Here is a 24,464-nt window from a genome sequence, read left to right on the forward strand (position 1 = left end):
AGGGCAGGGGACATCATTCGACGTAGTCGCATCGCTCTACTTCGGGTTGGGGACAAAGGATGCAGGCGACTGGACCTACCCCCAACCCGGACGCCCGCGAATTGCGGACCCGACCCTAGCCGATCGGTACCGATATCGGCACATTGAAACCGGTTGCGGGTGCGTCAGGGGCGCGCACGCGCCTCCCGGGAGACCTTGCACGTCCCCGGCTGGCCCGTCAGCGCGAGGTCACTGCGGCGGGATCACGACGGACCACGTCACGGCCTTGCTGCTCGCCACGGTCGACCGGGCGACACCCGCCGCCACCACCCCGCGGTCGACGGCCTGCTGCGCCACGAGAGCGGCCACCGAGCCACCTCCACTGCCGTAGCTCGTCCCGAGCACCTGGGTGCCGGTGGGCGCCGACCACGTCCGGTCGGCGCTGGCCTTGTCGGCCCACGCCCGCAGGAGCACCGACCCGTCCCCTGGCACGGTCAGCGCGGGCGCCACGTGGTCGACAGTGCTCGTCGAGCCCGTGACACCCGCCACCGCGACGTCGAGCGGGGCCGCGCCCGCGTAGCCGGCGAGGGTGACCGTCGCCTTGACCTGACGACTGAGCGTGACCCGCACGGTGGCGCCCGTGGCCCCGGGCGGAGCCGACCGCTGCCAGACCGACGAGGTCACCTCGGTGCCGTCGGAGGCAGCGGCAAGCCGGCTCCACCCCGTACCCGGACTCACCTCGGCCGAGCCGTTGAGGGAGACCACCAGGACGAGTCGGTCGCCCTCCGAGACGCCGGCCGGCACCCCGACCGACACGGCTGTCGCGTTGGCGTTGGCGCTACTCGCGCCCGTGAGGACAGGCGGCTCGGGGGTGGTCGGTGGCTCCTTGACCGTGACAGTCGTCGACGTGGTACCCGTCGCCCCGTCGTCGTCGGAGACGGTCAGCACGACCTCGTACTGTCCGGCGGCGGGGAGCCTCACGCGCGTGGTGACGCCGGACGAGGCCTGTCCGCCGACGACCCACTCCCACCCCGTGACCTGTCCGTCGGGGTCGCTCGACCCCTCGCCGGAGAAGTCGCAGACGAGTCCCTCGCACTGGGGCTCCCCGATCCTCGCGACCGGCGCGACGTTGGGGCTGGGCTCGACCGACTCCCCCACGAGAACGACCTGGAAGCCGGATCCGCCCCCTCCTGCCTTGACAGCGTTGCTCAGGCCGGGGAGGTACACCGCCGATCTCCGGTCTGTCATCGTCCCGTCGCCCAGCTGGCCGTAGGCGTTGTGGCCCCAGACCTGCACGCGACCGTCGGACAGGGTGACCACGCCGGTGTCACGTCCCGCTCCGATGGACACGGCCTCGCTCACGCCCACCACGCTGACCGGTCGGGTCCGCTGGGTGCCGGTACCGTCGCCGAGCGCGCTGCGGTAGTTGCGCCCCCAGGAGGCGACCGATCCGTCGCCGCGCAGCGCGAAGCTGTGGTGCGCGCCAGCCGCGACGTCGGCCCCACCACTCACGAGCACCCGCACGGGTGCGACCCGATTGGTCAGCGTCCCGTCGCCCACCTGGCCGAAGGCGTTGTCGCCCCATGCCCAGACACTTCCGTCGCCGAGCACGGCAAGTCCGTGGTCGCGTCCGCCCGCCACACGGCGCACGTCAGCCAGCTGACCGACCCTGACCGGCGTGCGTCGCGCCGTGGTCGAGCCGTCACCGAGCTGACCCTCCGCGTTGCGACCCCACCCGACGAGCTGACCGTTGGCGCGCACGGCGTAGGTCATGTCGCGTCCTGCAGCGATCGCGACGGCGTCGACGAGGCCGGATACCTGGACCGGAGTCCGGCGCATGGTGGTGGTGCCGTCACCCAGCTGGCCGTCGGAGTTGAGTCCGCTGGCCCACACGGTGCCGTTGCTCTTGAGCGCCACGAGGTAGTTGTGACCGGTCTCGACCGCGACCACGTCCGAGAGGCCAGGCACGGCCACCGGGCGGGGACTGTCGGCCGAGCCTCCGATGCCGAGCTGCCCCTCCGCATTGCTGCCCCACGTCCACACCTGACCGTCCTGGTCGAGCGCAGCCACGTGCTCCCTGCCACCATGGATGTCGACGATGCCGTCGAGGCCGGGGACGGCTCCCGGCGAGAGGCGATCGACGAAGGTGCCGTCACCGAGCTGGCCGTCGGAGTTGACCCCCCACGTCCACACCCCGCTCGGGGAGACGGCAGCCGTGGCAGCGGCCGTGGTCACCCACGGGAGCACGGACGACAGCAGTGCCGCCACGGTGAGTCGGACAGCGGCAGCACGCACGTTCATAGGTCCCCCCGGGTCAGGTGGGCACGACGCTAGCCGCCCGAGGGAGGCGCGAGAACAGGCGCTGAAGGGTGGTCGAGACCACCTGTGCCCACGAGGTGAGACAGCCGGACCGCAGGCGGCAGCAGGGACACCGCATCAGCGCACGGCGTTGCTCGCTCACCGACGGCACGCTACCGGGGCACGATGCCCCCATGGACGCCGCCGAGGACGTTGTCGGGGACGCTGCCGCCCCGCCGGGACCGCGGTGGGCCGCCGCCCTGATCGGGGTCGTGGTCGCCGCCGGCAGCGCCTTCATCGGCCTGCCGGTGGCCTTCCTCATCGCCTACGGCTTCGCCGAGCAGGTCACGACCTTCATGCACGTCGTCTTCCTCGTGCTCAGCCTGGTGCTGGCGCTGGTCGCGGCCGGCATCACCTGGCCGGTCCTCTCCGCCGGCATGCGGTACGGCGCCGCGCGCGGCCTCGGCGGTGCGCTCGCGCTCGTCGGGGCGACGTACGGCGCGACCCTCGGCGTCGGCACGCTCGTGGCCATGCTCAACGAGGGTCAGAACTCCGTCACCGCCGACCAGCCGAACGCGCCCTTCGTGGTGCTGGTGCTGGCCTGTGCGGCGCTCGCCATCGGCGGCGCCGTGGCCGCCGCTCGCGTCCTGGCGACATCGGCGCAGCGAGGCCGGAGAGCTCCCCGGGTAGGAGTCGAACCTACGTCGCTTGTCCTGATTCAAAGTCAGGCGGGCCCTGCCGACAGACCAACCGGGGATCGCAGACCGAGACCGTATCGTTTCAGCCGGGACGACCAGACCGGAGCCGCCCGCCACCGTCGTGCGGATCCGCCGACAGCGGGCGGCAAGCACCGGCGTTCCTGACGCCCGGGTGGTCGAGGAGGTCGCGCAGCGACCGTCTCGAGACCCCGTGCGCCACGTGGCGGCCGTCCCCGAGCACCCGGCCCGGGTCACCGGGTCTCGAGGCTCGGCGCTGGCGCGCCTCACACCTCGACCACCCGACCCACGTGGGTGGTCACCTCGACCACCCGACCCACGTGGGGTGGGCGGCGCGCCTTCCTCGACCGCCCGGGCGAGCACCGAGGGATCGCCGAGCGTTCACCTCGGGGGTTGCCAGCGGTCACCTGGGCGGGTTGAGGTGTCAGGCATGACCACTCTCGGGAGATCGCGGGCCCTCGCCCGCGCCGTGCTGACGACCCTCACCCTCGCCCTGGTGCTCACCATGCCGGGCCTGGCCGCCGCCCACGCGGCCCCCGACCGTGCCTCCGGGCCGGCCGCGGAGCCGCTGGTGATCGGCCACCGCGGCGCCTCCGGCTACCGACCGGAGCACACGCTCGCGTCGTACCGCCTCGCGATCCGGCAGGGCGCCGACTACATCGAGCCGGACCTCGTGCCCACCAAGGACGGCGTGCTGGTCGCGCGCCACGAGAACGAGATCGGCGGCACCACCGACGTCGCCGACCGCCCGGAGTTCGCCTCACGCAGGCAGACCAAGACCATCGACGGGCGCCAGGTGACCGGCTGGTTCACCGAGGACTTCACCCTCGCCGAGCTCAAGACCCTGCGCGCGGTGGAGCGGCTGCCCGACGTGCGGCCCAACAACACCCGCTACGACGGCCGCTTCGAGGTGCCGACCTTCGACCAGGTGCTCGACCTGGTCAACAAGACCAACCGCAAGCGCAAGGGCACCCGCCACGACATCGGCGTCTACCCCGAGACCAAGCACCCGACCTACTTCCAGTCGATCGGGCTCGCCCTGGAGCGGCCGCTGCTGCGCGACCTGCGCGAGGCCGGCCTCGACCGCAAGAACGCGAAGGTCTACCTGCAGAGCTTCGAGACCACCAACCTGCAGTGGCTGGCCAAGCGCACCAAGCTGCCGATCATCCAGCTGATGGACGCCGCCGGGGCGCCGTACGACCTGGTCGACCGGGGCGACCCGCGCACCTACGCCGACCTGACCAAGCCGCGCGAGCTGCGCAAGATCTCGCGGTACGCCGACGGCATCGGGCCCAACAAGACGCTCGTGCTGCCCGTGGGCGCCGACGGCTTCCTGACCTCCCCCAGCGCGCTCGTGCGCGACGCGCACCGTGCCGGGCTCGACGTGCACGTCTTCACGCTGCGCCGTGAGAACCAGTTCATGGCCAGGGACTTCTGGCAGGGCACCGACCCCAACGCTCCCGGCAACATGCGGGCCGAGGTGCGGGCCTTCCTCGACACCGGGATCGACGGCTTCTTCACCGACAACCCCGACATCGGCGTCGGCGCCCGCGACGCCTGGCAACGGACGACGGGCAAGCGCGCGGCCTGACCGCGCCGGTCAGGCCGACCGCTGCGCCACCACGAAGACGCGGCGGAAGGGCAGCACGACGGCGCCTGCGCGAGGCGGGTAGGCCTCGCGCAGGCGCCGCCTGTACTCCTGCTCGAAGCCGGGCCGCAGGTCGTCGGGCAGCGCCTGCAGCGTGGGCCGCGCGCCGGTGGCGCTCACCCAGGTGAAGACGGGGTCGGGGTCGCGCTCCGCGTCGAGCACGTGGACGTAGGTCGTCTCCCAGGCGTCGACCTCGCAGCCCAGGTCCTGGAGCGCCCGCAGGTAGTCGACGGCGTCGTGGCTGCTGGGGGCGGCCACGTCGCGCACGTGGTCGGCGTACGGCGCCTCGGCCGCGAGGTCGCGCAGCGCGACGTGGCTGGGCTCCTCGAAGTTGCCCGGCACCTGGAAGGCCAGGTGGCCGCCGGGCGCGACCCGGTCGACGAGTCGGGGCAGCAGGTCGAGGTGGCCCGGCACCCACTGCAGCGTGGCGTTGGAGACGACGACGTCGACCGGGGCGGGCGGCGTCCACTCCCGCACGTCGCCGACCTCGAAGCGCAGCCGCGGCCCCTCCTCGGAGCGCGCCCGGGCGATCATCTCCTCGCTCGCGTCGACGCCGAGCACGTCGGCCTCGGGCCACCGCGCGGCGAGCAGCCGGGTCAGGTTGCCCGGCCCGCAGCCGAGGTCGACCACCGTGCGCGGTGCCTCGACCGGGACGCGGGCCAGCAGGTCGACGAACGGGCGGCCGCGCTCGTCGGCGTAGCTCAGGTAGCGGTCGGGGTCCCAGGTGTGCGTCACGCCGGCCAGATTATCTCGATGTCGAGAATCTTTGCTGGCTACACTCCTCGGGTGGAGCAGGACGAGGTCGACGAGATCGTCGAGGCGTGGCGGCGCGAGCGTGCCGACCTCGACCTCGCGCCCGTCGAGGTCTTCAGCCGGCTGACCCGGCTCGCGCGCCTGCTCGACGGCGTACGCCGCCAGGCCTTCGCCGCGCACGACGTCGAGCCGTGGGAGTTCGACGTGCTGGCCGCGCTGCGCCGCGCCGGGGCGCCCTACCAGCTCTCGCCGGGAGCGCTGCTGCGCCAGACGATGGTCACCAGCGGCACCATGACCAACCGCGTCGACCGCCTCGTGGCCCGGGGGCTCGTGGAGCGGCTGCCCGACCCGCGCGACCGGCGCGGGATCCTGGTGCGGCTCACCGACACCGGGCGGCAGCGGGTCGACGGCGCCTTCGAGTCGCTGGTGGCCCGCGAGCGCGACCTGCTCGCCGGCCTGTCGCAGGACGAGCGCGACCGGCTCGCCGGGCTGCTCAAGGGGCTGATGGGGCCGCTGGCCTGAGCCCCGGGCGTCAGCCGAGCAGCTCCGCGGCCTCCAGCCACTCCAGCTCGAGCTCCTCCTTGCGGCCGGAGAGCTCGGCGAGCTCGGCCGTCAGCTCGGTGAGCCGGGCGTGGTCGCTCGCGGCGCCGGCCATCGTCTCGTGCAGCGCCGCCTCCTGCTGCTGCAGCCGGGCCAGCTGACGCTCGACGCGCTCGACGGTCTTGCGGGCGGCGCGCCGATCCGCCTCGGATGACGGCATCTCAGGCGGGTCGGCGAGCATCTCAGGCGGGTCGGCGAGCATCTGGGGCGGATCGGCGTGACGGCGACGCTCCAGGTACTCCTCGACGCCGCCGGGGAGCATCGAGACGCGACCGTCGCCGAGCAGCGCCCACACGGTGTCGGTGGTGCGCTCGAGGAAGTAGCGGTCGTGCGAGACGACCACGAGCGTGCCGGGCCAGGAGTCGAGGAAGTCCTCGAGCACGTTGAGGGTCTCGATGTCGAGGTCGTTGGTGGGCTCGTCGAGCAGCAGCACGTTGGGCTCGTCGAGCAGCAGGCGCAACAGCTGGAAGCGACGGCGCTCGCCACCGGAGAGGTCCCCGAGCCGGGCGGTCAGCTTGTCGCCGGTGAAGCCGAAGCGCTCCAGCAGCGACGACGCCGTCACGTCGCGGCCGTCGGCCGTGCGGGTGATGCGCCGCAGCCCCTCGACCGTGTCGAGCACCCGCGCGGCGGGGTCGACGTCGGGGATCTGCTGGGTCAGGTGCGCGAGCGCGACGGTGCGCCCGGTGCGCAGCCGCCCCGCGTCGGGCTCGACCTCGCCGGCGAGCAGGCCGAGGACCGAGCTCTTGCCCGCGCCGTTGACGCCGATCAGGCCGACCCGGTCGCCGGGACCGAGCCGCCACGTCGCGTGGTGGAGCAGGGTGCGGTCGCCGCGCACGAGGTCGACGTCCTCGAGGTCGACGACGTCCTTGCCGAGCCGCTGGGTGGCGAAGCGCTGCAGCTCGAGCCGGTCGCGCGGGGGCGGCACGTCCTCGATGAGCTCGTTGGCGGCCTCGATGCGGAACTTCGGCTTCGAGGTGCGCGCCGGCGGGCCGCGGCGCAGCCAGGCGAGCTCCTTGCGGGCGAGGTTCTGGCGACGCTGCTCGGAGGCGGCGGCCTGGCGCTGCCGCTCGGCGCGCGCCAGCACGAAGGCGGCGTACCCGCCCTCGTAGGCGTCGACGACGCCGGCGCCGTTGCCGGCCGGGTGCACCTCCCAGGTGAGCTCGCAGACCTCGTCGAGGAACCAGCGGTCGTGGGTGACCACCACGAGCGCGGAGGTACGCCGCGCCGCGGCGCGCCCGCGCAGGAAGCGGGCGAGCCAGTCGACCGCCTCGACGTCGAGGTGGTTGGTCGGCTCGTCGAGCAGCAGCAGGTCGTGGCCGCCGAGGTGGTCGTGCAGCAGCAGCTCGGCCAGGGAGCACCGCCGCCGCTCGCCGCCCGAGAGGCCCTCGACGTGGCGCTCGAGGTCGATGCCCACGAGCAGCTCGGCGACCACCTCGCGGGTCGTGGCGTCGCCCGCCCACTCGTGGTCCTGCCGGCCTCCGAGCACCGCCTCCCGCACCGTGGCCGTGGGGTCGAGGTCGTCGCGCTGGGCGAGGTAGCCGACGCCGAGGTCGCCGGTGCGCGAGACCCGGCCGGAGTCGGGCTCGGCGCGACCGGCGAGGAGGTCGAGCAGCGTGGTCTTGCCGTCGCCGTTGCGCCCGACGATGCCGATGCGGTCGCCCTGCGCCACGCCGAGGCTGACCTCGTCGAGCAGGATCCGCACGCCGTAGGACTTGGTGACGCGCTCGAGGTTGACCAGGTTGGCGCTCACCGGACCGGCTCCACGACGTGCACCCCGGCCACCGGTCCGGGAGCGACGAGGGCGCTGACGCCGGCCTCGGCGAGCCCCAGGCGCGTCGCGGTCGCGTCGGCGTGAGAGGCGGCGTACGCCAGCAGGGTGGGGCCGGAGCCCGACAGCAGGACCGGGCCCGCGTGCACGTCGCGTAGCCGGTCGGCCTCCGCGGCCAGCTCGGGCCGCAGCGACAGCGCGGCGGGCTGCAGGTCGTTGGCGAGCAGCTCCCCCACCCGGGTCACGTCACCGGCCGCCAGGGCCGCCACGAGCGCGGTGGGCGGCGCGGGAGGTCCGGCGTCGGGACGCAGCCGGTCGAGCTCGCGGTAGACGGCGGGGGTCGAGAGACCCTCCCCCGACGGCACCACGACCCACCAGCACGAGGCCGTGGCGGGCAGCACCTCCACCACCTCGCCGCGGCCCGTGCCGCGCACGGTGCCGCCCAGCAGCGCGAAGGGCACGTCGCTGCCGAGCCGGGCCGCCAGGGCGAGCAGGTCCTCGTCGGTGGTGTGCAGCTCCCACAGCCGGTCGAGCGCGACGAGGGCCGCGGCCGCGTCGGCGCTGCCGCCGGCCAGGCCGCCGGCGACCGGGATGCCCTTGTCGACCACGAGGTGCGCGGCGCGGCGTACGCCGTGGTGCTCGGCGAGCAGCCTGCCGGCACGCACCGCGAGGTTGTCATCGTCGAGCGGCACGCCGGAGCAGTCGACCTCGCCGACGGGGCGGACCTCGACGCCCCAGGCCGCGGCGTCGGCGACGGTGACGTCGTCGTAGAGGCCGATCGCCTGGTAGACGGTGTCGAGGTCGTGGAAGCCGTCGGGACGCGGGCCTCCGACGCCGAGGGCGAGGTTGACCTTCGCCGCGGCACGCACGGTCAGCGTCATCGAAGCGCCTCCGCCAGGCGCACGAAGTCGGCGAGTGCGAGCTGCTCGCCGCGGGCCATCGGCTCCAGCCCGGCGGCGGCCACGGCCGCCTCGGCGCGCTCGACCGAGCCGGCGACGCCGCGCAGCGCCTGCCGGAGCACCTTGCGGCGCTGCGCGAAGGCCGCGTCGACCACCGCGAAGACCTGCTCGCGGCTCGCCGTCGTCTCAGGCGGGTCGCGGCGGACCCAGGCGACCAGCCCGGAGTCGACGTGGGGCGCGGGCCAGAAGACCGAGCGGCCGACGGTGCCCGCACGGCGCAGCTCGGCGTACCAGGCCGCCTTGACCGACGGGACGCCGTAGACCTTGGAGCCGGGGGCGGCCGCCAGCCGGTCGGCCACCTCGAGCTGCACCATCACCATGCCGCGCTCCAGCGAGGGCAGCAGGCCCAGCAGGTGCAGCAGCACCGGGACCGAGACGTTGTAGGGCAGGTTGGCCACCAGGGCCGTGGGCGGCTCCCCGGGCAGCTCGGTGACGCGCAGGGCGTCGGCCAGCACCACCTCGCAGCGGTCGGCCTGGGCCGGCGCCCGCTCGGCGATCGTGGCCGGCAGGGCGGCGGCGAGCACGGGGTCGACCTCGACGGCGACCACGCGGCGCACGACCTCCAGCAGGGCGAGCGTCAGCGACCCGAGGCCCGGGCCGACCTCGACGACGACGTCGTCGGGGCCGACCTCGGCGTCGCGCACGATCCGCCGCACCGTGTTGGCGTCGATGACGAAGTTCTGCCCGCGCTGCTTGGTCGGGCGCAGGTCGAGGGCGGCGGCCAGCTGACGCACCGACGCCGCCCCCAGCAGGCTGGGAGCGGCGTCGGCGGAGGTCACGCCGTGAAGGGTATGCGTCAGCCGAACTGCGCTCCGCAGTGCGGCCAGGCGCCGTAGCCGCCCTCGGCGGCGGCGACGCGGTTGGCGACCGCGATCTGCTGCTCGCGCGAGTTCTGGTGGGGCATCCCCTGGCCGCCGTAGGCGCGCCAGGTGGAGGGCAGGAACTGCAGCCCGCCGTAGTAGCCGTTGCCGGTGTTGGCCGCCCAGTTGCCGCCGGACTCGCAGGCAGCGATGGCGTCCCAGACCCCACCGTTGGCCGACGACGACGGGGTCGCCGGCGCGGCGGGCTTGGTGCCGACCTCGACGAGGCCCTCGACCGGCGCGCGGACCACCAAGGAGCGCACGACCCGGGTCTTGACGCGCTCGCCGTTGACCACGTGGTGGCGGTAGGTGACGTCGCGGACGCCGTCGCGGCTCTCGCGCACGGTGCGGGTCTCGCCCTCGGGCAGCTCGTCGTTGTCGCGCTCGACGGTGCCGGCCTGGATCGGCTCCTGCGCGACGCGCTGGGTCTCCTTGCGGATCTTGGTGACCACGACGCGGTCGCCGTCCTCGAGCTCGGCGCTCCGGGAGGGGCGCACCTGGTCGTCGCGGTCGACCTCGACGCCGGCCTCCTCGAGCAGGTCGTCGACGGTGAGCACGGGCTCGGTCACGGCGCGCTGGTCCTGGGCGCCGTACTTGAGCGTGATCTTCTTGGGGGTGACGACGTCGATGGCCATGCCGGACCGGTCGATCTCGGCGCTGCGGCTCACCGACAGCGCGGCTCCGGCGAAGCGCATCCCGAGGTCGGAGAGCGCGGCGGTGACGTCGGTGCCCGTCGTCCAGAAGGTGCGCTCCTGGCCGTCGATGGTCAGCGCCAGCGGCCGGGCCAGCCGCACCGAGATCTCGGCGCCGTCGCTCACCTCGGTGGCGGGACCGGGCACGACCTGGTCGCGCTCGCCGGTCTCGATGCCCTCTCCCTCGAGCACCTCGCCGACGGTGCCGGCCATGGTGCGGACCTCCGTCGGCTCACCGTCGACCAGCAGGGTCACGGTGCGGGTCATCGCGGCGTACGCCGAGGTGCCGGCGACGGCGAGGACGAGGACGGCCGCGAGGCCGAGGGCGAGGATCTTGGACTTGCTGAGCTGCGACAGTCTGACGCGCACGGTTCTCCAGTGGGTACGTGGTCCCGGGCCACGGGTCCAGCGGCACCAGCCTCGTCGCGCGTCACTGCACGACCGGCTCCCCCCAGGCGCTCACCGGTGCTTCGTGCGCGCACACGCGCACCCGCTCCCGGCCAACAGCGACCGACCATAGGCACCGGCGTACGGCCCTGGCAAACCAGCGGTGCCGGCTTTGCCCCATGTGTCACAGGTGTCCCAGGGGCCACGCGGCGGGTGCTGGCGGCGTACGGCGGGGGCCCGACCGGGAGCCGGGTCAGCCCCAGGCCCCGCCGAAGGCGACGAATGTGTTGGCCTCGAGCGCGCGGCAGACCTCGGCGAGGTCGTCGCCGCGGACCTCGGCCGCGGCGCGCACCGTCAGCGGCACGAGGTACGACGCGTTGGTGCGGCCGCGGTGCGGCACGGGCGTGAGGTACGGCGCGTCGGTCTCGACCAGCAGCCGGTCGAGGGGGGCGACGCGCAGCGCCCCTCGGAGCGCCTCGGCGTTCTTGAAGGTGATCGTGCCGGCGAAGGAGAGGTGGGCGCCGCGGTCGAGGCACTCGCGGGCGAAGCGGGCGTCGCCGGAGAAGCAGTGCATCACCCAGCGGTCGGGGGCGCCGACGTCGTCGAGCACCCGCAGCACGTCGTCGTGGGCGTCGCGGTCGTGGATCACCAGGGTGCGGTCGAGCTCCCGGGCGAGCCGGACGTGCGCGCGGAACGACGCGTCCTGGGCCTCGCGTCCCTCCGGACCGGTGCGGAAGTAGTCGAGGCCCGTCTCCCCCACCGCGCGCACCTGCGGGTGGGCGGCGAGCCGGCGGATCTCCGCGAGCGCCTCGTCGAGGTCGCCCTGCTCGGCGTGGCGGGGCGCCTCGTTGGGGTGCAGCGCCACCCCGGCCACCACCTGCGTGTGCTCCTCGGCCGTGGCGACGGCCCAGCGGGCCCCCTCCAGGTCGCAGCCGATCTGCACCACGCGCGGCACCCCGACGGAGGCGGCCAGCGAGAGCGCCTCCTCGACGGGAAGGGCGGTCTCGTCGCCGCGCGCGACGTCGAGGTGGCAGTGGTTGTCGACCACGGGGTGCGGCAGCGGGTCGGGCAGGGCGGGGCGGGTCACGGCTTGTGCACCGCGTCGTAGACCACGCGCTTGGGCACCCCCGCGCGCCGGGCGACCTCGGGGATCGCCTGCTTGCGCGGCACGCCGGCCGCCTCCTCCCGTGCGACGAGGGCGGCCAGGGTCTCCGGGTCGGTGACCGCCTCGACCGGTGGCGCCCCGGCCACGACGACCGTGACCTCCCCGCGGACGCCGGCGTCGGCCCAGGTGGCGAGCTCGCCGAGCGGGCCGCGGCGTACCTCCTCGTGGGTCTTGGTCAGCTCGCGACAGACCGCGCCGGCACGGTCGGCGCCGAAGGTCGCGGCGAGGTCGTGGAGCGTCGCGGCCGTGCGGTGCGGCGCCTCGAAGAGCACCAGCGTGCGTGGCTCCTCGGCGAGCTCGGCCAGCCGGCGCCGCCGCTCGCCGCCCTTGCGGGGCAGGAAGCCCTCGAAGCAGAAGCGGTCGACCGGCAGGCCGGAGACGGCGAGCGCGGCGAGCACCGCCGAGGGGCCCGGCAGGCAGGTCACCCGGACGCCGCGCGCCACCGCCGCGCTGACCAGCCGGAAGCCGGGGTCGGAGACGCTCGGCATGCCGGCGTCGGTCACCAGGACGACGCGCTGCCCGGACTCGAGGGCGGTCACGATCGCCTCGGTGCGCAGGTGCTCGTTGCCCTCGAAGTACGACTGCACCCTCCCCGAGAGCGTGACGCCGAGGTCGTCGACCAGGCGCCGCAGCCGGCGGGTGTCCTCGGCGGCGACGAGGTCGGCGGCGGCGAGCTCCTGCGCGAGCCGCGGCGAGGCGTCGTCGGGGCGGCCGATGGGTGTGCCGGCCAGCACGAGCACGCCCTCCGTCATGCGCCGATCATGTCAGGGGTGCCTGGTGACTCCACCTAGGCTGGGGTGGTGCCGACGACCACGCTGCGCCGCGCGCCGGTACGCCGTGACCACGCCGGCGCGGCCGTGCCCCCGGCGCGGGAGCGGGCGGGCTGGCACCCGCCGCGCTCCGACGTGCTCGCGGCCTGGGCGGGCACCGCCGCGGTGACCCTGCTGGCGCTGCTGCTCCGGCTGCACGACCTCGGCCGGCCGCGCTCCTTCGCCTTCGACGAGACCTACTACGCCAAGGACGCGTGGTCGCTGCTGCACTTCGGCTACGTCCAGGGCTACGTCGACGGTGCCGACGAGCAGATCCTCGGCGGTCGCACCGACGGGCTGTGGAGCGGCGACCCCTCGATGGTGGTGCACCCCGAGCTCGGCAAGTGGCTGATCGCGCTCGGCGAGCGGGCCTTCGGGATGGACCCCTTCGGCTGGCGGGTCGCCTCCGCGGTCGCCGGCGCGCTGATGGTGCTCGTGATGGTCCGGCTCGCGCGCCGCGTCACCCGGTCGACGGCGCTCGGCCTCTTCGCCGGCCTGCTGCTCACCTTCGAGGGCCAGCACCTGGTGCTCTCGCGGCTGGCGCTGCTCGACATCTTCCTGGCGCTCTTCGTGCTGGCCGCCGTGAGCTGCCACGTGGCCGACCGCGACTGGACCCGGGCCCGGATGGCCCTCGCGGTCGGCGACACGCCGCTCGACCCGCGCTCGTGGGGGCCCCGGCTGTGGTGGCGGCCCTGGCGGCTCGCCGCGGGCGTGATGTGGGGCGCCGCGATCTCGACCAAGTGGACGGCGCTCTTCGCCCTGGCCGCCTTCGGCCTGCTGCTGTGGCTCTGGGACGCCGGGGCGCGGCGCAGCTTCGGGGTGCGCTGGGCGGTGGCCAAGTCGGCGGTGATCGACGCGCTGCCCGCACTGGGCTACGTCGTGCTGCTGCCGCTGCTCCTCTACGTGCTCAGCTGGACCGGCTGGCTGCTGCACGCGGAGGTCTACGAGCAGGCGCTCTCCGACACCCAGTACGGGCCCTACTGGGGCAGCTACCTGGAGACCGACGCCACCGGCTTCCTGCCCGAGCTCTGGCAGTCGCTGCGCTCACTGGGGCACTACCACCACGACGTCTACTCCTTCCACACCAACTTCCTCAACGACAGCACCCACAGCTACCAGTCCAGCCCCTGGGGCTGGTTCGTGCTCAACCGGCCGGTCGGCATCGCGGTCGAGCTCGACATCCCGCCGGGCGAGCAGGGCTGCGCCGCGGCCGAGGGCTCCACCTGCCTGCGGCAGGTCGTGATGCTGGGCAACCCGGTGGTGTGGTGGGCGGGGTCGCTCGCACTGCTCTGGTCACTCGTCGCCGGCGTCACCCGCCGCGACTGGCGTCACCTGCTGGTCCTCGTCGGGGTCGCAGCCACCTGGCTGCCGTGGTTCCGCTACGCCGACCGCCCGATCTTCAGCTACTACGCCTCGCTCTCGCTGCCCTTCCTGGTGCTGGCGCTGACGCTGCTGGTGGGTCAGCTCGCGGGCGGGCCGGACGCCTCGCGCAGGCGACGACTGGCCGCCACGGTGGTGGCAGGCACGCTGCTGGGCCTGACGATCCTGGCCTTCGCGTGGTTCTGGCCGATCTGGACCGACCAGCTGATCACCCGCGACGAGTGGCTGCAGCGGATGTGGTTCACCCGCTGGATCTAGCGGGTGGGGCGACCTGCGGGACCGGGCGGGAAGCCGGGGCCGCGCTCAGGCGGCGAGGCCGGAGCCGGCGTACGGCGCCGGGGGGGTGAGCGAGGTCGGCACCGCGACGGGCCGGACCACCTTGCGCTCGAGCACTACGATGCGTGCCACGGCGCCGAGCACGACGAGCACGCCGAGGAGACCGACGAGCAGGATCGAGAGCGGTGCGATGGCGGTCATGTGGCGTCCTCCCCAGGCGCTCGGGCCTCACGTCCTGTGGGACCCGTCACGAAGGACGCTACGCCACGCCGGAGAAAGCGGACATAGTTATTCTGGACTAGATCACGTGGTCGTTTCAGGCACTCGGAGTTGACATCGCGCGCGGCGGGGACATAACGAGACGCGCGGCCAGGTAGCCGGTCGCCAATCCGACCAGCCCCATGCCGAGGGCGCCCCCGGGCCAGAAGATGTGGTCGACGTGCACCAGCACCGCGCCCGGCACCAGCAGGACCGCCGGGGCGCCGGCGACGCCCCAGCGGCGTACGAGGTCGAGCGCCACGAGCACGGCCGCGACGATCAGGCACCACGACCCGATCTCGCCGAGCGGACCGCCGATGGCGAAGATCGAGCGCACCTCGTCAGGGCGCTGCGCACCGGCGGGTAGCCGCGAGGTGACGAAGCCCGCGCCGATCCCGCTCAGGATGTCGAGGGCGTTGTAGAAGATCGCGTAGCCCGCGGCGGCCAGCACGACCAGCCACGCGACCGGGTCGTCGCGCCGCGGCCAGCGGTGCCGGTAGAGCGACATCAGGGCCACCCCGACGAGCGGGAACGCCACCATTCCCGGGACGTGCAGCGTCCACCACCGGTGGGCGGTGTGCTCGGTCAGGCTCTCGGGGTGGAAGAAGCCGGCCACCATGAGGGCCACGCCCGGGAGGGCGGCCAGGACACCGTGGCGCAGGGCCGTCGTGCGGGAGGCGGTCATGCCAGCGGGGGTACCCGGCTCACGCCGGAGGCACCAGCAGCTGCTCGAGCCGCTCGAAGCCCTGGCGGGCGAAGCCGCGCCACAGCGGCCGGAGCACCGGCGCGACGACGGCGGCCTGCGGGCCGCGCAGGGCCACCTCCCAGGTCCAGGTGACCCGGACGCCGGTGCCGGCGCGCTCGAAGGCCCACCGGCCGTCGACGTGGTCGACCAGCGCCGCGAGTGGTCCGGTGACCCGGTCGAGGTGGTAGCCGAAGTGGCGGCCCGGCACCACCTCCGTCAGCTGCTCGTGCATGGTGCCGCCGTCGGCCTGCACGATCGTGCGGGTCTGGCCGACGCTCCCCCACGGCTCGGGCTGGTCGCGCACCTCGGTGATCGGCGAGATCAGCAGGTAGCGGCGGTCGAAGATGCCGGGCAGGGGCGCCGCGAGCGTCTCGTCGTAGGCACGCCCCACCTCGGCGGGGAAGGTGCGCGAGTAGCGGAGCGCGAGCACGTCGGCCATGACCGGACAGTACGCCGCGGCTCAGCCCGCGGTGCCGAGCCCGTCGGCGATGCGGGAGCGGATCGCCCGGGCCGCGGCGCGCCCTTCGGGCACGGGCAGCAGCGGGAAGACGTGGATCGCGCCGCGCGCCTCGTGCAGCGTGACGTCGACGCCGGCCGCGCGCAGCCGCTCCGCCAGCAGCACGGTGTCGGGGTGGGTCAGGTCGCGGGTGCCGACCCACAGGTCGACCGGCGGCAGCCCGGCCATCTCGCCGAAGAGCGGGCTGACCAGACCGTCGTCGAGCGGTGTGCCGTCGGCCCACACCCGGGCGACCTCGCGCAGCGCCGCGCGGGCCAGCCACGGGTCCCGCGCCTCGGCGGCGTCGAGCTCGGGGTTGCCCATGGCCAGGTCGAGCCACGGCGCCAGCAGCGTGAGCCCCCGCAGGGCCGGGGCGCCCCGACGTACCCGCGCCTGGGTCGCGACGAGCGCCAGGCCGGCGCCCGAGGAGTCCCCCGACAGCCAGCAGGGCCGCTCGCCCACACCGTCGAGCACCGCCTCGCAAAGCGCCCGCGCCTCCGCGGCGGTGTGCTGCGGCGCCAGCCCGTAGATCGGCACCAGCACCTCGACGTCGAGCTCGAGCGCCAGGTCGGCGACGAAGGTCCAGTGCTGCGCGACGATCTCGTTGACGTAGGCCCCGCCGTGCAGGTGCACCACGACGGGCCGGGCGCCGCGCGGCGTCCCGGGGCGGCGCACGGAGTGCACGTCGAAGCCCGCGACCTGCTCGGTGGAGACGTCGACGCGGCGGGTGACCTCGTCGGGCGGGCCCGAGGGACCCTTGGGCCGACCGAGCAGGTGCCCGGCCCCGTCGGGGTCGGCGTAGCGGCGCTTGCGGGTGACCCGCATCAGCAGGCCGACGGCGCCCATCTGCCAGCTCATCGGCTCAGTCGGTCGCCGTCGACCTCGGCGCGTTGAAGGCCAGGTCGCCGTACTCCGGGTGGCGCTGGATGTAGCCCAGGATGAAGGGGCACAGCGGCATCACCTTGGTGCCCTGGCGGCGCACGTCGTCGAGCGCCTCCCGCGCCAGCGCCGACCCGACGCCCTGACCCTCGAAGGCCGGGTCGACCTCGGTGTGGGTGAAGACGAGCATCCCCTCCGCCGGGACGTAGGCCGCGAAGCCGGCGGGCCGGCCGTCGACGCTCACGGCGTAGCGCTGCTGCTCGGGCTCGTGCACGACCTCGATGGCACTCATGGGCCCCGAGCCTACGACGTCAGGCCACCGCCGTCTCGGAGCGAGCCGCCTCAGAACCAGAAGGTGAAGTAGGCGCCGACCACGCCGGGCACCAGGCCGACGAGGAGCCACCACGAGAGCGGGTTGGCCCGGTGGATCAGGCGCGCGGCCGCCATCGCGACCACCCCGATCAGGGCCGCCATCACGTTGAGCCCGATGCGGGCGTCGAGACGGTCGTCCTCGACGAAGTACGCCGTGCCCGCCGCGAAGATCGCCAGGTGCATGATCGTGAAGCAGGCGGCGGTGGAGAGGACCCACTTCTGCACGGTGTCGAGCGACATCGAGCCTCGCGTCGGCTGGGGCCGCGGACGCGGGTTGTCGGGGTCGAGCAGGTGCCGGGCACGGCGCACCGGCGGCGGGTCGCTCACGCCTCCATCGTAGTGGCCGGCACCCCGCCACGACGCCACGGGCCGGACGCTCGCCACCGCGGCTGCGGGCGCGGATACTCGGCTCGTGGTCGCCGTCTTCGTCGCCGTGGTGGGCGGCCGGCTGCTGCTGCCGCTGCTCATCCCCCGGTGCCCGCTGCCGGCGATCGTGGCCTGCCTGGTGCTCGACGGCGTCGACCAGACGATCTTCCAGGCCTTCGGTCACGACCCTCCCGGCTACCAGAGCTACGACAAGGCGATGGACGTCTACTACCTCGCCGTCGCCTACCTCGCGACGCTGCGCAACTGGAGCAGTGCCGCGGCCTTCGTGGTGGGGCGCTTCCTCTACTTCTACCGGCTGGTGGGGGTGGTGCTCTTCGAGCTGCTGCAGACGCGCGCGCTGCTGCTCCTCTTCCCCAACACCTTCGAGTACTTCTTCATCGCCTACGAGGCGATCCGCAGCCGGTGGGACCCGCTGCGGCTGCTGCTCGCGGGCTGGGTGACGGTCGCCGGCGTGATCTGGGTGGTGGTCAAGCTGCCGCAGGAGTACTGGATCCACGTGGCGCAGCTCGACGTCACCGACACGCTCGCGGCGTACCCCCGGACGCGGTGGGTGCTGGTGGTCGGGCTGCTCGCGCTGGCGCTGCTCGCCCGCTTCGTCGTCCTCCCCCGGACACGGCGGCCCGACTGGCCGTGGCGCCTCGAGGCCGACCCGCTGCCCGACGCCGTCGACGAGGGACGCGAGGTCGCCGCCTGGCACGCCGCGCACTCACGCGTGTGGTCGCGACCCACGCTGGAGAAGGTGCTGCTCGTCAGCCTGCTCTCGGTGGTCTTCGCCCAGACGCTGCCCGGGGTCAGGATGAGCAACGTCGAGCTCTTCGTGGCCATCAGCGTGCTCGTCGTGGTCAACGCCGCGCTCAGCCTCGCCGGGTCGCGCCGCTCGGTCTCCTACGCCTCCCTGGGCGCGGCCTTCGCCGTCCGGATGGCCGTCAACGTCGGCCTCGTGGTGCTGCTCGAGCTGCTGCTCGGCGGGCGCACCCTCCCGACCCTCACCACGGTCTTCTTCCTCTTCATGCTGAGCCTGCTGACGACGATGCACGACCGCTGGCTGCCGGTCCGGGAGTACCGACGCGCCCACCCACCGGCCGCGCCCGCCCCGGCGTCCTGACGCGCGGGTCCGCCCGAGGGCGGCGTACCGACACCCCGTCTGGCACCCTCGGCCTCATGGAGATGGCGGCATGACCCCGACCGAGACCGACGCCCGCACCGAGTTCCAGCGGGCCGAGGAGCGCACGGCGCACAACTACCACCCACTCCCCGTCGTGGTGCAGCACGCCGAGGGGGCCTGGATGACCGACGTCGCCGGCACCCGCTACCTCGACCTGCTCGCCGGCTACTCGGCGCTCAACTTCGGCCACGGCCACCCCGAGCTCACACGGGTGGCCCGCGAGCAGCTGGAGCAGCTGACGCTGACCAGCCGCGCCTTCGTGCACGACCGCTTCGCCGACTTCTGCGCCGCGCTGGGCGACCTGTGCGGCAAGGACCTGGTGCTGCCGATGAACACCGGCGCCGAGGCTGTCGAGACCGCCATCAAGGTGGCCCGCAAGTGGGGCTACGAGGTCAAGGGCGTGCCCCCGGGGCGGGCCAAGATCCTCGTGATGACCGGCAACTTCCACGGCCGCACCACCACCGTGGTCGGCTTCTCCGACGACCCCGACGCGCACAACGGCTTCGGGCCCTTCACGCCGGGCTTCCAGGCCGTGACCTACGGCGACCTCGCCGCGGTGGAGGCCGCGATCGACGAGGACACCGTCGCGGTGCTGCTCGAGCCGATCCAGGGCGAGGGGGGCGTGGTGATCCCGCCCGACGACTTCCTGCCCGGCGTCCGAGAGCTATGCACCCGGCACGACGTGCTCATGGTGGCCGACGAGATCCAGTCGGGGCTCGGCCGCACCGGCCGCACCTTCGCCTGCGACCACAGCGACGTCGTCCCCGACGTCTACGTGCTCGGCAAGGCGCTCGGCGGCGGCATCATCCCCGTCTCGGCCGTGGTGGCCGACCGTGACGTGCTCAGCGTGCTGCGACCCGGCCAGCACGGGTCGACCTTCGGCGGCAACCCGCTCGCCTGCGCCGTCGGCGCCGCGGTCGTGCAGCTGCTCGGCACCGGCGAGCCGCAGCGACGCGCCACCGAGCTGGGCGTCGTGCTGCGGGAGCGCCTCGAGGCGATGGTGGGCCACGGCGTGCTCGACGTCCGGGTGCGCGGGCTGTGGGCGGGCGTCGACATCGACCCGACCGTCGGCACGGGCCGCGACGTGTGCGAGGCCCTGATGGCGCGCGGTGTGCTGGCCAAGGACACCCACGGCTCCACGATCCGGCTCGCTCCCCCGCTGGTCGTCAGCGAGGAGGACCTGGGCTGGGGCCTCGACCAGCTCGCGGCGGTCGTCGGGGGCTGAGCGACCCGGATCCCCGCGAGGATTCTGCTCAGGTCGGGGCCGCGGCTGCCGACCTGGAGGGCGAGCACGGATCGCTCTCCCCTGGCCGACGGACTGGCGCGCCACCCCCAGACTTGGATGCCGCCCCGTCATGCCCGTGTGCCCCCCGCCCGTCGCGACGCGCCCGGAGCCGGCGACCGCACCGGCGCCGGCGGAGCCGTGGGTGCTCGGGCAGGTCGTCGGCGCCGCGCTGGTCGTCGTGCTCCTCGTCGTCGGCTGGGCGAGCACCGCGCCGCCGGCGATGGCGCCCGCACCCACGGCGTCGGCCGCCGAGCGCGCCGACGTCGTCATCTCCCGCGCCGCGACCACCGACGCCACCGACGCCGCCGACGCGGGGGCGCCGTCTGGCTACTCCTCGACCGACCGCTACCGGCGGGCCGAGGCGCGGGCCGAGCGCGAGCGCGCCGCGCGGGCCGAGCGCGAGGAGGCGCGGCAGCGCAGGCTGCGCCAGGAGCGCGCCGACCGTGACCTCGCGGCCTTCGTCGCCGCCGTGGCGGACCAGAGGAAGGCCCAGAAGAAGGCCCAGGAGGCGGCCCGGCTGGCGGGCCGGCTGATGGGCCCCGCCCTCGCAGCGGATCCCACCGCCCCGGCGACGATGCTCACCCCGGGAGCGCCGGCGGCGGTCGCCGCGGTGGGGACGGCGTGGGTCAAGCCGCTGCAGGCGGCGTACCGGATCACGGCACGCTTCGGCCAGGCCGGCCGACTCTGGAGCAAGGACCACACCGGCGTCGACCTGGCCTCGCCGACCGGCACGCCCGTCGCCGCGGTCGGCGCCGGCACCGTCACGCACGCCGGTCACGCCGGGGCCTACGGCCTGAAGGTCGAGATCACCCACGCCGACGGCAGCGAGACCTGGTACGCCCACCTCTCCCGACTCGACGTCGCGGAGGGGGCCGTCGTCCAGGCCGGTGCCCCGATCGGCTCGGTGGGGGCGACCGGCAACGTCACCGGCCCCCACCTGCACCTGGAGGTGCACACCGCCGGCGGCGGCGCCATCGACCCGGTGCGGGCACTGGCCGCGCACGGGGTCGTGCTCTGAAGCACCTCGTGCCGCGGGGACCGCTCAGGCCGTCCGTGGGAGGTGGGCCGGCAGGTGAACCTCGAGCACGACGACCTCGCCCGACACCTCAGGGCGGTCCGGCACCTGCTCGGAGGCCGTGACGGCCAGCCCGTCGGTCTCCATGCCGAGGCGTCGCAGGTAGTCGCGCACGAAGAACTCCACCGAGGTGGTCAGGTCGTGCAGGCCCGATCGCGTCGGCTCGGACCGGCTGACTGTCTCTCGTGACACGGCCGGCACGTCTCTCACGCGGCTGCTGGTCGTCATCGTCTCCTCCTCCGTCGCTGCACCTCGATCCTCTGCCTCGGTCGGACGCTGGTCCAGGGGCGACGGCCCTCACCCTGCTCGGGCGCCCGCGAGGTCCGAGAGGGTCCTTGGTCCCTGGCGGTCCGCCCGTCACGGGGTGACGATCGAGAGAGGAGGCCGCCCGTCCCCGAGCGCCGGCCTCCGGTCGGGTGTGTCGGTGCGCTCAGCCCCGGCGGAGCAGCGGCCTGGTGGCGGGGCCCTCGAGCACCTCGCCGGTGGGGCTGAAGCGGGAGCCGTGCAGCGGGCAGTCCCACGACTCCTCGGCGTCGTTCCACCGCAGCACGCCGCCGAGGTGGGTGCACACGCCGACGACCTCGCAGGGACGGGGGGCCGCGTCGTCGTGACGCTTGGGCACGTGGCGCAGGGCCGCGCGGGCGACGCCGCCGGCGAGCGCGAGCGCCACGCCCGCGTTGACCTTCGCGACCTCGGCCGCGCCCCGTGGGCCGGTGACCCGGTGGTTGAGCGGACCGGCCCACGAGGGCTGCTGACCGAGGATCGCCCCGGAGAGCATCCGTGCCGCCCCGACGGCGTTGGACATCCCCCACTTCTCGTAGCCGGTGGCCAGGTGGATGCGACCGCCGCCCCGAGGCAGGGACCCGACGTAGGGCACCCCGTCGTGGGACGCGTAGTCCTGCGCCGACCAGTGGTGGGTCTCGCGGGCGCCCGGGAAGTAGGTCGCCGTCCACTCCCGGAGCCGGTCGAGGTGCGCGAGCTCCGAATCGGTGCGACCGACCACGTGACCGCTGCCCCCGACCAGCAGCGCGGTGCCGTCGCTGCGGGGAGCGTCTCGCACCGAGCGGCTGTCGGAGCCGGCCGAGAGGTACATGCCCTCCGGGGCCGCGACGTCGGCGAAGGCTAGCGCGTAGGACCGCTGCGGCTCCACCTTGGCGAAGTAGAGACCGCGGTCGAGGACCGGCACGCCCGTGGCCAGGACCACGTGCTCCGCCGACAGCTCGACGTCGCCCTCGAGGTGCAGCCGGGGCCGGCCGCGCAGCGACACCCGCCGCACCCGTCGCCCCTCCGTCACGGTGCCGCCGTGGCGTCGTACCTCGGCGACCAGGGCGGTCAGCACGTCCATGGGGTCGAACTGCGCCTGGTCGTCGAGCACCACGCCGCCGGCGTTGGGGAAGGGCGTGTCGAGCCGCTCCTCCCAGCGCACCGGCAGGCCCAGGCCGCGCGCCGCCGCGAGCTCCTGCTCCACCGCGGCACGCTCGCTCGCGTCCGCGGCGTACGTCACGGCCGGACGGCGCTGCACGTCGACGCCGTGGTCCTCGCAGAAGCGCAGCAGCCACTCCATGCCCTCGCGGTTGGCGTCGACGTACGCCCGAGCCACCCGCCGCGACTGGTGCCGCGCGACGCGCGAGAGGTGGGTGCCCTGCAGCAGCGAGAGCTTGGCCGTGGTGTTGCCCGTCGCCACCGCCCCCACGTGGCGTGCCTCCACCACCGCCACCCGGCGCCCCGACCGTGCCAGCAGCAGGGCCGTCGTCAGCCCCGTCAGCCCCGCGCCGACGACCACGTCGTCGTACGACGCCTCGGCCGGCAGCCTGTCGCTGGTCGTGTCGGAGGCACGGTCGAGCCACAACGAGGTCATGCCGCGCGGTGTTACCCCCTCCCCCCACTTCATGCGGTGCGCGTCGAGCGGCGTACGGGGTCTCGAGACGGTTGCTGCGCAACCTCCTCGACCAACCCGGGTCCCGGGTGGTCGAGGAAGGCGCGCAGCGCCTGTCTCGAGACCCGGTGAGCCAGGCGGCCTACGAGGGTCTCGACAAGCTCGACCGACAGGGGGCGGGTGGTCGAGGAAGGCGCGCAGCGCCTGTCTCGAGACCCGGTGAGGCGCGCGCAGGCGCGCGGGGTCTCGACAAGCTCGACCGACAGCGCTCCGGCCTGGGTGGTCAGCGGTGGGCGGCCAACGGTGCGCGGCTGGTGGGGACGACCGTGTAGGTCTTGCCCTGCGGGCTCGACCAGTCGTAGGTGCCGTCGCGGCGGCGGACGTAGGTCCAGCCGGCGTGGGTCTTGGCGCGGTGGTGGCGTCTGCAGAGCGGCGCGAGGTTGGAAGGTCGCGTCTGGCCGGGCGGTCCTTCGGGGTCGTACGCCTCGAGGTGGTCGAGGTCGCAGGAGCGCGAGTCGCGGGCGCAGCCGGGGAAGACGCAGTGCGCGTCGCGCAGGATCACCTGCTCGCGCATCGCCGGTGGCGGGTCGTGGCGGTCGACCAAGGCATCGGCGGCGAGGTCGACGACAGGTCGGACTCGGACCGCGACGCCGTCCAGGGCGTGTCGAGCCAGCCAGCCGGCGAAGAGGTCGGTCGACAGCGCACCGAGTCGCTCGACGACGGCCACGCCGTCGTCGGCCAGGTCACCAGCAGTGAGATGAACGGTCAGGTCCAGGGTGCCCGCCGTTCGCGGCCGGACATCAGCGGTCTCTCCGGCCATCAGGTCCAGCGCGTGCTGCGGGTCGGCGAGGACACCGACGGCCTTGGCGCGGCGCACGTCGAGGACGTCGGTGTCACCCAGCTCCTTCAAGTCCGCGGCGAGCCGTCCGACGGTGGCGTCGAACGCCAGCGCATCCGGGGTGTCCAGGGTCAGGTGGACGTCCGTGACGCCCGGGGCGCGGCCGTCTCGCTGCAGCCACGCCCCACGACGCGCGGCAGCGGTTTCTTCGTCGGCGTGGGCGCGGTCGGGGTCGGCGTGGAGCCGGGCTTCGTGGACCAGTCGGGCCGCGCCAGCGGCACTGAGCTGGTCGAGCCGGTCCGGGACGGCGCAGAGCAGCCGGTCCGCGTGCAGCGCGGCGTCGAGCGACAGGTCGCGGGTCTCCCGCGAGATCGCCCTCGCGCGCCACACCGCGATCCGACCCGCGCACATCAGCTCCCACAACCGCGGCAGCCGGAACGCGAGCTCCAGCGTGTCACCGAGGAGCTGTTGGGCGTGCTCGGCCGGACGGCCCAGTGCGGCAGCCAGCTCCAGGGGCGCGGCCGCAGCGACCAGGGGTGCGCCGTCACCGGCCAGCGGGACCGGTCCACCGACGTCGTCGCCGAGGACGAGCCCGTCGTCACCCCAGCCGGCGTACGCCGCCCCCTCGGCGGCGGGGTGCATGAGTGCCCACTCCAGGGCGAGCCGGAGCTGCCGGACCTGCACCTCGTGCTCCTCCGCACGGGCCGCGACGAGGACGTCGAGGACCTGTCGCTTCGGGAGGTGGGGGTGCGGCTCCATAGGCTGATTCTACGGCGTCTCGCTGACAATCAAACGTGT

The 24,464-nt window shown here is 74.2% G+C and carries 23 protein-coding genes and 1 tRNA gene; 6 read left to right on the forward strand and 18 right to left on the reverse strand.

Annotated elements, in window-relative coordinates; translation table 11 throughout:
- Nucleotides 1-228: 228 nt before the first annotated feature.
- Both IG63_RS21770 and IG63_RS0117410 read right to left on the reverse strand, forming a co-directional pair.
- Entirely contained in the window at nt 229-2,274 is a 2,046-nt protein-coding gene (locus tag IG63_RS21770) for an RCC1 domain-containing protein (protein WP_169741822.1), read from the reverse strand.
- Between the two features lie 681 nt (nt 2,275-2,955).
- Nucleotides 2,956-3,034, reverse strand: a tRNA-Gln gene (locus IG63_RS0117410).
- Between the two features lie 389 nt (nt 3,035-3,423).
- Between IG63_RS0117410 and IG63_RS0117415 the strand changes: the two genes are divergently transcribed.
- Nucleotides 3,424-4,584: a glycerophosphodiester phosphodiesterase gene (locus tag IG63_RS0117415; protein WP_051707080.1), complete on the forward strand. Its 1,161-nt coding sequence runs from the start codon at nt 3,424-3,426 to the stop codon at nt 4,582-4,584.
- A gap of 9 nt (nt 4,585-4,593) precedes the next feature.
- Here IG63_RS0117415 and IG63_RS0117420 read toward each other — a convergent pair whose 3' ends face one another.
- Nucleotides 4,594-5,376: a trans-aconitate 2-methyltransferase gene (locus IG63_RS0117420; protein WP_030485624.1), complete on the reverse strand. Its 783-nt coding sequence runs from the start codon at nt 5,374-5,376 to the stop codon at nt 4,594-4,596.
- 51 nt (nt 5,377-5,427) lie between these two features.
- Between IG63_RS0117420 and IG63_RS0117425 the strand changes: the two genes are divergently transcribed.
- Nucleotides 5,428-5,916, forward strand: a complete 489-nt coding sequence (locus IG63_RS0117425) for a MarR family winged helix-turn-helix transcriptional regulator (protein ID WP_030485625.1) — start codon at nt 5,428-5,430, stop codon at nt 5,914-5,916.
- A 10-nt stretch (nt 5,917-5,926) separates the two neighbouring features.
- Here the strand turns inward: IG63_RS0117425 and IG63_RS0117430 are convergent, their stop codons facing one another.
- From IG63_RS0117430 to rsmI, 6 genes are all read right to left on the reverse strand, one after another.
- Nucleotides 5,927-7,744 carry an ABC-F family ATP-binding cassette domain-containing protein gene (locus IG63_RS0117430; RefSeq protein ID WP_030485626.1) on the reverse strand — a complete coding sequence of 606 codons (1,818 nt, stop codon included), beginning with the start codon at nt 7,742-7,744 and terminating at the stop codon, nt 5,927-5,929.
- The gene (locus tag IG63_RS0117435; protein WP_030485627.1) at nt 7,741-8,643 is read right to left on the reverse strand and encodes a 4-(cytidine 5'-diphospho)-2-C-methyl-D-erythritol kinase; all 903 of its coding nucleotides are present in this window, start codon (nt 8,641-8,643) and stop codon (nt 7,741-7,743) included. The genes IG63_RS0117430 and IG63_RS0117435 overlap by 4 nt, the downstream gene beginning before the upstream one ends.
- Nucleotides 8,640-9,500 (reverse strand): 16S rRNA (adenine(1518)-N(6)/adenine(1519)-N(6))-dimethyltransferase RsmA, encoded by an 861-nt coding sequence (gene rsmA, locus IG63_RS0117440; RefSeq protein ID WP_030485628.1) that lies wholly within the window; start codon nt 9,498-9,500, stop codon nt 8,640-8,642. Before rsmA ends, IG63_RS0117435 begins: the two co-directional genes overlap by 4 nt.
- 17 nt (nt 9,501-9,517) lie before the next feature.
- Nucleotides 9,518-10,642, reverse strand: coding sequence for a resuscitation-promoting factor (locus tag IG63_RS23875; protein WP_051707087.1), 1,125 nt, complete (start codon nt 10,640-10,642; stop codon nt 9,518-9,520).
- 271 nt (nt 10,643-10,913) lie between these two features.
- The gene (locus tag IG63_RS0117450; protein WP_030485630.1) at nt 10,914-11,747 is read right to left on the reverse strand and encodes a TatD family hydrolase; all 834 of its coding nucleotides are present in this window, start codon (nt 11,745-11,747) and stop codon (nt 10,914-10,916) included.
- Nucleotides 11,744-12,577 carry a 16S rRNA (cytidine(1402)-2'-O)-methyltransferase gene (rsmI, locus tag IG63_RS0117455; protein ID WP_030485631.1) on the reverse strand — a complete coding sequence of 278 codons (834 nt, stop codon included), beginning with the start codon at nt 12,575-12,577 and terminating at the stop codon, nt 11,744-11,746. Before rsmI ends, IG63_RS0117450 begins: the two co-directional genes overlap by 4 nt.
- Before the next feature lie 48 nt (nt 12,578-12,625).
- On the opposite strand from rsmI, the gene IG63_RS0117460 reads away from it, so the two are divergent.
- A complete protein-coding gene (locus IG63_RS0117460) occupies nt 12,626-14,272 on the forward strand; it encodes a dolichyl-phosphate-mannose--protein mannosyltransferase (RefSeq protein ID WP_245604487.1) in 1,647 nt (548 codons plus the stop codon).
- A gap of 45 nt (nt 14,273-14,317) precedes the next feature.
- Here IG63_RS0117460 and IG63_RS22830 read toward each other — a convergent pair whose 3' ends face one another.
- The 6 genes from IG63_RS22830 to IG63_RS0117490 all read right to left on the reverse strand — a co-directional run bounded on the left by IG63_RS22830 (nt 14,318) and on the right by IG63_RS0117490 (nt 17,367).
- Nucleotides 14,318-14,491, reverse strand: coding sequence for a hypothetical protein (locus tag IG63_RS22830; RefSeq protein WP_157210274.1), 174 nt, complete (start codon nt 14,489-14,491; stop codon nt 14,318-14,320).
- A gap of 115 nt (nt 14,492-14,606) precedes the next feature.
- Complete coding sequence (locus IG63_RS21775; RefSeq protein WP_051707091.1) at nt 14,607-15,233, reverse strand: hypothetical protein; 627 nt, start codon at nt 15,231-15,233, stop codon at nt 14,607-14,609.
- Nucleotides 15,234-15,252: 19 nt separating this feature from the next.
- Nucleotides 15,253-15,732, reverse strand: coding sequence for an SRPBCC family protein (locus tag IG63_RS0117475; protein ID WP_030485634.1), 480 nt, complete (start codon nt 15,730-15,732; stop codon nt 15,253-15,255).
- 21 nt (nt 15,733-15,753) lie between these two features.
- Nucleotides 15,754-16,647, reverse strand: coding sequence for an alpha/beta hydrolase fold domain-containing protein (locus IG63_RS0117480; RefSeq protein ID WP_030485635.1), 894 nt, complete (start codon nt 16,645-16,647; stop codon nt 15,754-15,756).
- Nucleotides 16,648-16,651: 4 nt separating this feature from the next.
- Entirely contained in the window at nt 16,652-16,960 is a 309-nt protein-coding gene (locus IG63_RS0117485; protein ID WP_030485636.1) for a GNAT family N-acetyltransferase, read from the reverse strand.
- A gap of 50 nt (nt 16,961-17,010) precedes the next feature.
- Nucleotides 17,011-17,367, reverse strand: coding sequence for a hypothetical protein (locus IG63_RS0117490; RefSeq protein WP_030485637.1), 357 nt, complete (start codon nt 17,365-17,367; stop codon nt 17,011-17,013).
- 85 nt (nt 17,368-17,452) lie between these two features.
- Between IG63_RS0117490 and IG63_RS0117495 the strand changes: the two genes are divergently transcribed.
- The 3 genes from IG63_RS0117495 (at nt 17,453) to IG63_RS0117505 (ending at nt 20,895) form a co-directional block, all read left to right on the forward strand.
- Complete coding sequence (locus tag IG63_RS0117495; protein WP_036196126.1) at nt 17,453-18,532, forward strand: hypothetical protein; 1,080 nt, start codon at nt 17,453-17,455, stop codon at nt 18,530-18,532.
- A gap of 70 nt (nt 18,533-18,602) precedes the next feature.
- Nucleotides 18,603-19,817 (forward strand): ornithine--oxo-acid transaminase, encoded by a 1,215-nt coding sequence (gene rocD, locus IG63_RS0117500; RefSeq protein ID WP_030485639.1) that lies wholly within the window; start codon nt 18,603-18,605, stop codon nt 19,815-19,817.
- Between the two features lie 130 nt (nt 19,818-19,947).
- Nucleotides 19,948-20,895, forward strand: coding sequence for a M23 family metallopeptidase (locus IG63_RS0117505; protein WP_051707093.1), 948 nt, complete (start codon nt 19,948-19,950; stop codon nt 20,893-20,895).
- 24 nt (nt 20,896-20,919) lie between these two features.
- On the opposite strand, the gene IG63_RS0117510 is transcribed toward IG63_RS0117505, so the two are convergent.
- The 3 genes from IG63_RS0117510 to IG63_RS23680 form a co-directional block, all read right to left on the reverse strand.
- Nucleotides 20,920-21,180 (reverse strand): hypothetical protein, encoded by a 261-nt coding sequence (locus tag IG63_RS0117510; protein ID WP_030485641.1) that lies wholly within the window; start codon nt 21,178-21,180, stop codon nt 20,920-20,922.
- 202 nt (nt 21,181-21,382) lie between these two features.
- Nucleotides 21,383-22,810: an FAD-dependent oxidoreductase gene (locus IG63_RS0117515; RefSeq protein ID WP_030485642.1), complete on the reverse strand. Its 1,428-nt coding sequence runs from the start codon at nt 22,808-22,810 to the stop codon at nt 21,383-21,385.
- A gap of 301 nt (nt 22,811-23,111) precedes the next feature.
- Nucleotides 23,112-24,425 carry an HNH endonuclease signature motif containing protein gene (locus IG63_RS23680; protein WP_030485643.1) on the reverse strand — a complete coding sequence of 438 codons (1,314 nt, stop codon included), beginning with the start codon at nt 24,423-24,425 and terminating at the stop codon, nt 23,112-23,114.
- Nucleotides 24,426-24,464 lie beyond the last annotated feature (39 nt).

The sequence above is a fragment of the Nocardioides aequoreus genome (assembly GCF_000720335.1).
GTDB classification, from domain to species: domain Bacteria; phylum Actinomycetota; class Actinomycetes; order Propionibacteriales; family Nocardioidaceae; genus Marmoricola; species Marmoricola aequoreus.